Origin of the sequence: Candidatus Pelagibacter sp. HIMB1715 (assembly GCF_052047595.1) — a bacterium.
Taxonomy (GTDB): Bacteria; Pseudomonadota; Alphaproteobacteria; order Pelagibacterales; family Pelagibacteraceae; genus Pelagibacter.
Window position 1 is genome coordinate 1 of record NZ_JBNAJY010000014.1, and the last position, 8,182, is coordinate 8,182.

Genomic DNA, 8,182 nt, shown 5'->3' on the forward strand with positions numbered 1-8,182 from the left:
CAAAATATAAGTAAGTTAAAAAAATTTCTTAAATCAAAAATATGAAAAAAATTAATCATTTAATTCAATTCATTATAATAAAAATTTTTTTTATTATATTTAGAATAATTGGATACAGAGCATCTTCAAAACTGGGATTTCTTATAGGTAAATATCTTGGGCCAATTTTTAGATCAAAAGAGTTAATTATAAATAATCTTGATAAAGCCAATATTGACAAAAAAAATAACTTTAAAAAAATAGCTTCAAATGTTCTTGGAAATTATGGAAGAATATTTTCAGAATATGTACATTTAAAGAATTTTAAAAATGACAGTTTAAAAAAATACTTTTCTATAGAGGGACTAGATCATTTAAAAAATATTAAAAAAAGTGGTGAAAAAGTTGTTTTTATTTCAGGTCATTTTAACAACTTTGAATTAATGGCAATGCAAATTGAAAAAGCAGGAGTTGATTGTGCTGCAATTTATCGGCCACTCAATAATCCTTATTTAAACTCAATTATGGAAACAATCAGAATTAGAGATATTTGTAAAAATCAAATTAAAAAAGGAAGAGCTGGCACAAGAGAAATTATACGTTTTTTATCAAAAGGTACTTCGATTGCTTTAATGATTGATCAAAGAGTGAGAGAAGGAGAAAAGATAGATTTTTTTGGAAATCCTGCAGCCACAACAACAATTCCAGCGCAATTAATAAAAAAATATGGTTGTAGTGTTGTGCCAATTTATATTGAAAGAAAAAAATCACATCATTTTAAAATGTATGTTTCAAAACCTATTAAGATAAGTAGATCAAGAAGCATTTCTGAAATCACAAGACATCTTAACGATATTCTTGAAAAGATGATATTGAAAAATATTGACCAGTGGATTTGGACACACGACCGATGGAAGATATAATCAATTATTTTCTTTTTCTCGTTGTAATGAGGCCTCTTTATATGAGTAATAGGCTTCTTGTTTATCCACATTCCAATAAGTTAAATTTTCTAACATTATTTTCTTACCAGAGATAGCACATATTACATGATCACCTACTTCCAACACATTGAAGTTATTAGGCAGATATTTTAATTTAGCTAATTTATTTTTCATTTCTAAGATATATAAATAGTTATATGAAAATTGCAATTTTAGGTAGTGGCGGTAGAGAACATGCTCTTACGTTTTCAATATCTAAATCAAATAAAGTTAAAAAAATTTACTGTATACCAGGTAATGCTGGAACATCTTCAATAGCTGAAAATATTTCTATAGATATAAATAATTTCGAAAGTGTATACGAGTTTTTAAAAAAAAATAATATTGATCTAGTTGTTGTTGGTCCTGAAGATCCACTTGTGAATGGTATTGTGGACTATTTAGAAAAGTTAAATATAAGAGTTTTTGGACCAAATAAAGTTGCTTCACAACTAGAAGGTTCAAAAATTTTCACAAAAAATCTTTGTAAAAAATATAAAATACCAACAGCAGAATTTGGTGTTTTTAAAAATGCTGATGAATCTTATAATTATATTAATAATGCAAAGCACCCTTTAGTAATTAAAGCAGATAATTTAGCAGCTGGTAAAGGTGTTTATATTTGTAGAGAAAAAAAAGAATCATGTTTAGCGGTAAAAGAAATATTTGACGGTAAGTTTGGAACTGCAAAAAATATCTTGTTTGAAGAATTTTTAGAAGGTGAAGAGATGAGCTATTTCATAGTTAGTGATGGAAAAACATTCAAATATTTTGGATCAGCTCAAGATCACAAAAGAGTTGGAGAAGGAGATAAAGGTAAAAATACTGGGGGGATGGGTGCATATTCACCATCAAGATTATTTAATAAAGAATTAGAGCAAAAAATTTTAGAAAAAATTATAAAACCAACATTAAAAGGTATAAATGATTTAGGAACAAAATATAGAGGTTTTCTATATGCTGGATTGATGATTGTTAATGATGAACCATTTTTAATTGAATACAATGTAAGGATGGGTGACCCTGAGTGCCAAACAATTCTGCCAACTTTAGAAACTGATATCATTAAAATTTTTCAATCATGTATTGACGAAAAACTTAATGAAATAGAGATAAAATGGATAAATAAAAAAAGTTTGTGTGTCGTATTATGCTCAAAAGGTTATCCAGACAAATATGAAAAAAATATAATTATAAATAATTTTGATAAATTAAATTTAAATGAAAATAATTATTTATTTCATGCAGGAACACAACAACAAGATAATAAAATTTATGCTAATGGAGGCAGGGTATTAAATTTCATTTCTCTTTCAAACACATATGGTGAAGCCAAAAAAAATATCCATGAAAACTTAAAAAGACTAAATTGGGAAAAAGGTTTTTTTAGAAAAGATATTGGATACAAAGTCATTGATAAATGAGAATTGTTGGCGGCCTTTTTAAAGGTAAAAAAATTATTGAACCAAAAGATAAAGAAACAAGACCATTAAAAGATTTAACGAAAGAATCTATTTTTAACATTATAAATCATTCAAATAAATTTTCTATAAACCTTGAAAAATCTTATGTCTTAGATTTATTTTCAGGAACAGGTTCTTTTGGTTTAGAATGCTTATCTAGAAAAGCAAGGCATGTGAGTTTCGTGGAAAATTATAAAGGAATATTGCCAATATTAAAAAAAAATTTATCAAATTTAAAAACAGTTAAAAATTATTTAATTATTGAGAAGAATATTTTAATTGACTCTGATTTTTTAGAAAAAAATGAAAAGTTTGATATTATTTTCTTAGATCCTCCTTACAAAGAAAAAGATATAAATAAAATTTTAAACAATCTTTCTAAATACAAAACACTTAAGCCAGATGGAATAATAATTATTCATAGACATAAAAAAGAAAAGGATAATTTTCTAGACAAATTTAAAATTATTGAAAAGAAAAAATATGGAATTTCTAAAATAATTTTTGGAAAATTAATTTAAGTTAAAATTTTTTTTGTTTCTGTTTTAATTAACTCTACAGCTGGTTGATCAAAAGGGTTAATTTTAAGAGCTCTTCCCAACAAGATCGTTTCTAAAATAAAGAAAGTAAAAAGTTCACCTAAGGTTTTTTCATCTCTTTTTAAAATCTCAAAACTCCTGAAAGGTATTTTCTTATTATTAAAAACATTCTCAGTAGCTCTTTTTTGAGCATAAATGATATGATCAATATCCTTATTTTTTAAAAAACTTTGCATTTTTATAATTTGACTATTATTTATTTTTAGAGAATTTTTTTCTTTAACATAAAAAAAAGTAAAAAAATTATTCTTAAAACCATCTAAATATAATTGCATGACGCTATGATTATCTTTTGGCATATTTGAAACAATAGGAAGAATACCAATTCCTTTTTTACCTAAACTTTCAGCTACTAATTGCTGATACCATTTAAATAGATTGGTTGAAGACTCATCGTAATTAATTATCACTGAATTAAACTTTTTATTTTTCAAATAAAAAACGATGCTGGAAACATTTTTAATTAATGCTTCAATGAAATTTTTATTTTTCACAAGATTGTTTAATTGTCTAAAGTTTTTTGGTTTTAAACCCATCAATTCTGCAGGAAGCATACCCACTTCAGATAACACAGAGTATCTTCCACCAATATAATTATTATGATCAACCACTTCACATTTGAGCTGATTAGCAAGTTGTTTCAAATAACTATTTTTATTTTCTGTAATAACTAGATTTTTGTCTTTTTTTTTTTTTAAAGTATTAAAATTAACAATAGTTTCAATTGTGTTTCCTGATTTAGAAATTACTAAATTATTAAATGGTTTATTTGATAATGTTTTTGGTTTTGATTGAAGATTATCAACAAAAAAAAATTTTTTATTTATTTTTTGTCTTAAAAAATCGTATATTGCTTGGGCGCCTAAAGTAGATCCACCCATGCCTATGATTCTATTATCAAAGTTTTTTTTTAAAGATCTAAGATTTTTATATTTATAGCTGTCTTTATAAGTTTTTCTTAAGGATTGAATTACACTATCATTATTTTTTAAAATTGATTTTAATTTTAAATTAATTTTTTTATTATTTTTTTTAATTTTAAAATTAATAAAATTAATATTTTTACTTAACATTAATTGTTTTTAATTTTCTCAATTAATGATTTTTCAAAACTTCCAAAACTCTCCTCACTTTCACTAGAAATTTCAGAACTACTGGTCTGATTGTTAACAATTAATTTTTTTAAATTATTTTCTTCATTTTCGTTTTCAGCTACCTTTTCACTTTTGGGTATTGGTAGTTTTTCAAAATCAGGCGGCATTGAAAGTGGCGATTTTTTTTCTACTAAAAATTCATCAGTATTATTTTTTCTTTGAGGATCCATTGCACTCTTAACACTTCCACAGCTATTTAAAATTAAAGAAGCAAGCATAAAGAAAAGATAAATTTTAATTTTTTTCATTAAATTTGTTTTTTATTTGCAGTTAGTTCTAAAAGAATCATTCCAATTACACCTACAGTTATAAATATATCTGATACATTAAAAATAAACCAATGAAAATTTCCTACATGAAAATCTATAAAATCTAATACTCCATTATATCGGATACGATCGTATAAATTTCCAAGAGCACCTCCTATAATTAGCAATAGTAATAACCTTTTTAATCCTTGATTTTTGATTGCCATAATTATCAAGATTAAAATTATAACTGAGATAAAAAAACTTAAAAAATGATACAAATTCATCTTATCAAAAGATAATAGGCCAAATGATATACCTCTGTTCCAAATTGGAAAAATGTTCAGAAATTTAGATGAAAATATCTCAGTTCCAAAATTATTTTGTGTCAAATGAAGTATATAAATCTTTGTAATGCGATCTAAAATATAAACAAAAAAAATAATTGATAAATTTAAGTAAAATTTTTTGTTGTTTTGTATAAATTTCATCAAGAACTTTGAGGGCAAATAGATCTGCCACAACCAGTTTCATTTATTTTCCAGCAAATTGAACACTTGGTACCTTTGGCTTTGAAGGTTTCAACAATTATCTCTGAATCTTCCTTAAAAGAAATCTCAGCATTTGATGTTATACATATTTCTGAAAAATCAATATCATTAGTTATATTTTTTAATTTTTGATCTAATTGAATTCTAAGATCTGCTTCTAAGCTAGAACCAATTTCTTTACTGGCTCTTTTTTCTTCAATACTGATGTTGCAAATATTTCTAATATTTATTAACTCATTCCATTTTTTCTCTAATTCCTCATTTTGGAAATGATCAGGAAAAGTTAAAAATTTTTCTAAATGAATACTTTTTTTATCTTTAAATAAAAGTCTGTAAATTTCTTCAGTAGTAAAAGACAATATGGGAGCAAACCATCTTAAAAGTGAATTTAGGATTATGTTTAATAACAAAATTGTAGATCTTCTCTTAGCTGAATCTTTGTTATCACAGTATAAAGTATCTTTTCTAATATCAAAATAAAATGCAGAAAGATCAACTGTACAAAAATTCAAAAGTTCTTTGTATAGATTGTGGAAATCATAATTTTGAAAATATTTTTTAAATTTTAAGTTTAAATTATAAATTTTATGAAGCATATATTTTTCTAACTCTGGTAACTTTTTCAATTCTATTTTTTGGAAATCAATTGTTTCAAAATTGTCATTTATGTTTCCTAATAAATATCTAAATGTATTTCGAATTTTTCTGTAAGAATCAGCATGCTGATCAAGAATTGAGTAGTCAATTCTTAAATCTTCAGAATAATTAGATGAAGCTACCCAAATTCTTAAAATATCAGCACCATATTTTTTTAGGATATCTTCTGGAGCTATTACATTCCCCAAAGATTTTGACATTTTTAAACCTTTACCGTCTACAACAAAACCATGAGATAAAATAGAATCGAAAGGAGCTCTTCCTCTTGTTCCGCAAGATTCTAGCAAAGATGAATGAAACCATCCTCGATGTTGATCAGAACCCTCAAGATACATTGATGCTGGCCATTTTAAATCTACTCTTTTTTCTAAAACAAAAGAATGAGTTGAACCACTATCAAACCATACTTCCACAATATCACTTAACTTTTTATAATCTTCTGCTTTGTATTTATTTCCTAAAAACCTTTGAGGATCATCTGAAAACCAACAATCAGATCCCTCTTTTTCATAAATAGAAGCAATATTCTCATTTACTTCATCATCTATTAGAATTTCATTTGTTTTTTTATTAATAAAAATTGGAAGCGGAACACCCCAAACTCTTTGTCTCGACACACACCAGTCGGGCCTGGTTTCTATCATTGATTTTAATCTTTCTTTACCTTTGCTTGGATAAAAATTTGTTTCATCAATAGCTTTTAATGCTTTATCTCTTAGATTGTGACTTTCCATAGATATAAACCATTGTGGGGTGGCTCTATGAACTAAAGGTGCTTTTGATCTCCACGAATGAGGATAAGAATGAACTAATTCTCCATTAGCTAAAAGATTTTTTTGCTCTTTTAATTTTTCTATTACAATTGGATTTGCCTTAAAAATATGAATTCCTTCAAATAATTTTACATTATCAGTATATTTTCCATCACCATCAACTGTCTCTATTGCTTTCATTCCATTATTTAAACATAAATTAAAATCATCAGGGCCATGACTAGGTGCGCAGTGAACAATACCTGTACCTTGCTCTGTAGTAACAAATCTTGCCTCCAACATTGGAATATCATAATCATATCCTAATTGAATAAATGGATGATTACAGATAGTGTTTTTAAATTCTTTTCCTTTAAATGATTTAATTTTTTTGTAATTTTTTATTTCACATTCTTTAATAACATTTTCTAATAAAGCATCAGCAATAACTATTTTTCTATTTTCAAAATCACCATCATCATTAACTTCGATTAAAACATAATCTAACGACTCATTATAAGCTAAAGCTTTATTAGCAGGAATTGTCCACGGGGTTGTTGTCCAAATGACAACATCTGATCCAATTAAACCTTCTATATCTGAATGTTTAATTTGAAATGATGTATAAATTGTATCAGATTTATGATCTTGATATTCAACCTCTGCATCTGCTAAAGCGGTTTTTTCAACTGTTGACCAAAGAACAGGTTTAAATCCTTTATACAAACTTCCCTCTTTTAAAAATTTACCTAACTCTCTAACAATTTGTGCCTCAGCATCAAAACTCATTGTTGAATAATAATTATCCCAATCACCAACAACACCTAATCGCCTAAATTGACTTTTGTGTATTTCAATCCATTTTTCAGCAAATGACCTACACTCTTTTCTAAACTCTACTATTGGAACATCATTTTTATTTTTTTTATTTTTTTTGTATTGCTCCTCAATTTTCCATTCGATTGGCAAGCCATGGCAATCCCATCCAGGTACATAAATTGAGTCTTTTCCATCCATTTGATGAAATTTTACAATTATATCTTTTAAAATCTTATTAAGAGCTGTTCCCATATGAATATTTCCATTCGCATATGGTGGACCATCATGCAGAACAAATTTTTCATTACCTTTGCTAGATTTTCTCAATTCATCATACAGTTGAATTTTGTTCCAATAATCTAATATTTCTGGCTCTCTTGTTGGTAGATTTGCCTTCATCGAAAATGCTGTTTTTGGAAGATTAATTTCGGTTTTACTCATTATGTTTATTTTGCAATTCTTAGATCAGATTTAATTTGATTTCTAAGTTGAATAACATTTTTAAATTTTTTCTCTTTTCTTATAAACTTTAAAAATTGCACTGATAAGTGCTTATTGTATAGATTTCCAGAAAAATTAAATAAATGCACCTCTAATAAGATCTTTCTTTGATTAAATGTAGGTCTGTAACCTAGATTTGCTATCCCTTTTAATTGTTTGTTATTATTTTTTCTTAAAACTCTTACAGCATAAACGCCTGGTTGAGCTAAAACATAGTCTTTAATATCTATATTACAGGTTGGAAAACCAATTTTTTTTCCAATTTGCCTACCCTTTTGAACTATTCCATCAACTGTCCATAGCTTTCCTAAAAAACTATTTGCTTTTTCTAAGTTCCCATTCTCTAAAAAAGTTCTAATCAATGTTGATGATACAGTTTTTTTATTTTTTATAAGAGGTTTAGGTTTAACAACTTTATAATCATAATTTTTTTCATTATTGATTAATAATTTAACATCTCCCTCTCTTTTAAAACC

Annotated in this window: 9 protein-coding genes; 3 read left to right on the forward strand and 6 right to left on the reverse strand. The window is 26.1% G+C overall.

Features of this window, described 5'->3' with window-relative positions:
• The first annotated feature begins 41 nt into the window (after nt 1-41).
• Nucleotides 42-902 (forward strand): lysophospholipid acyltransferase family protein, encoded by an 861-nt coding sequence (locus ACTTAY_RS04185; RefSeq protein WP_440672487.1) that lies wholly within the window; start codon nt 42-44, stop codon nt 900-902.
• On the opposite strand, the gene ACTTAY_RS04190 is transcribed toward ACTTAY_RS04185, so the two are convergent.
• Nucleotides 903-1,097 (reverse strand): DUF2093 domain-containing protein, encoded by a 195-nt coding sequence (locus ACTTAY_RS04190; protein ID WP_440672488.1) that lies wholly within the window; start codon nt 1,095-1,097, stop codon nt 903-905.
• A 23-nt stretch (nt 1,098-1,120) separates the two neighbouring features.
• On the opposite strand from ACTTAY_RS04190, the gene purD reads away from it, so the two are divergent.
• A complete protein-coding gene (gene purD / locus ACTTAY_RS04195; RefSeq protein ID WP_440672489.1) occupies nt 1,121-2,386 on the forward strand; it encodes a phosphoribosylamine--glycine ligase in 1,266 nt (421 codons plus the stop codon).
• A complete protein-coding gene (gene rsmD, locus ACTTAY_RS04200) occupies nt 2,383-2,946 on the forward strand; it encodes a 16S rRNA (guanine(966)-N(2))-methyltransferase RsmD (RefSeq protein WP_440672490.1) in 564 nt (187 codons plus the stop codon). The genes purD and rsmD overlap by 4 nt, the downstream gene beginning before the upstream one ends.
• Here the strand turns inward: rsmD and ACTTAY_RS04205 are convergent.
• The 5 genes from ACTTAY_RS04205 to ACTTAY_RS04225 all read right to left on the reverse strand — a co-directional run.
• A complete protein-coding gene (locus ACTTAY_RS04205) occupies nt 2,943-4,097 on the reverse strand; it encodes a glucose-6-phosphate isomerase (RefSeq protein WP_440672491.1) in 1,155 nt (384 codons plus the stop codon). The genes rsmD and ACTTAY_RS04205 overlap by 4 nt on opposite strands.
• Entirely contained in the window at nt 4,097-4,426 is a 330-nt protein-coding gene (locus ACTTAY_RS04210) for a DUF3035 domain-containing protein (RefSeq protein ID WP_440672492.1), read from the reverse strand. Before ACTTAY_RS04210 ends, ACTTAY_RS04205 begins: the two co-directional genes overlap by 1 nt.
• Complete coding sequence (gene lspA / locus ACTTAY_RS04215; RefSeq protein WP_440672493.1) at nt 4,426-4,917, reverse strand: signal peptidase II; 492 nt, start codon at nt 4,915-4,917, stop codon at nt 4,426-4,428. Before lspA ends, ACTTAY_RS04210 begins: the two co-directional genes overlap by 1 nt.
• The gene (ileS, locus tag ACTTAY_RS04220) at nt 4,917-7,646 is read right to left on the reverse strand and encodes an isoleucine--tRNA ligase (RefSeq protein ID WP_440672494.1); all 2,730 of its coding nucleotides are present in this window, start codon (nt 7,644-7,646) and stop codon (nt 4,917-4,919) included. Before ileS ends, lspA begins: the two co-directional genes overlap by 1 nt.
• Nucleotides 7,647-7,651: 5 nt before the next feature.
• Nucleotides 7,652-8,182, reverse strand: a 531-nt coding sequence (locus ACTTAY_RS04225; RefSeq protein WP_440672495.1) for a riboflavin kinase, incomplete at its 5' end; no start/stop codon positions are given.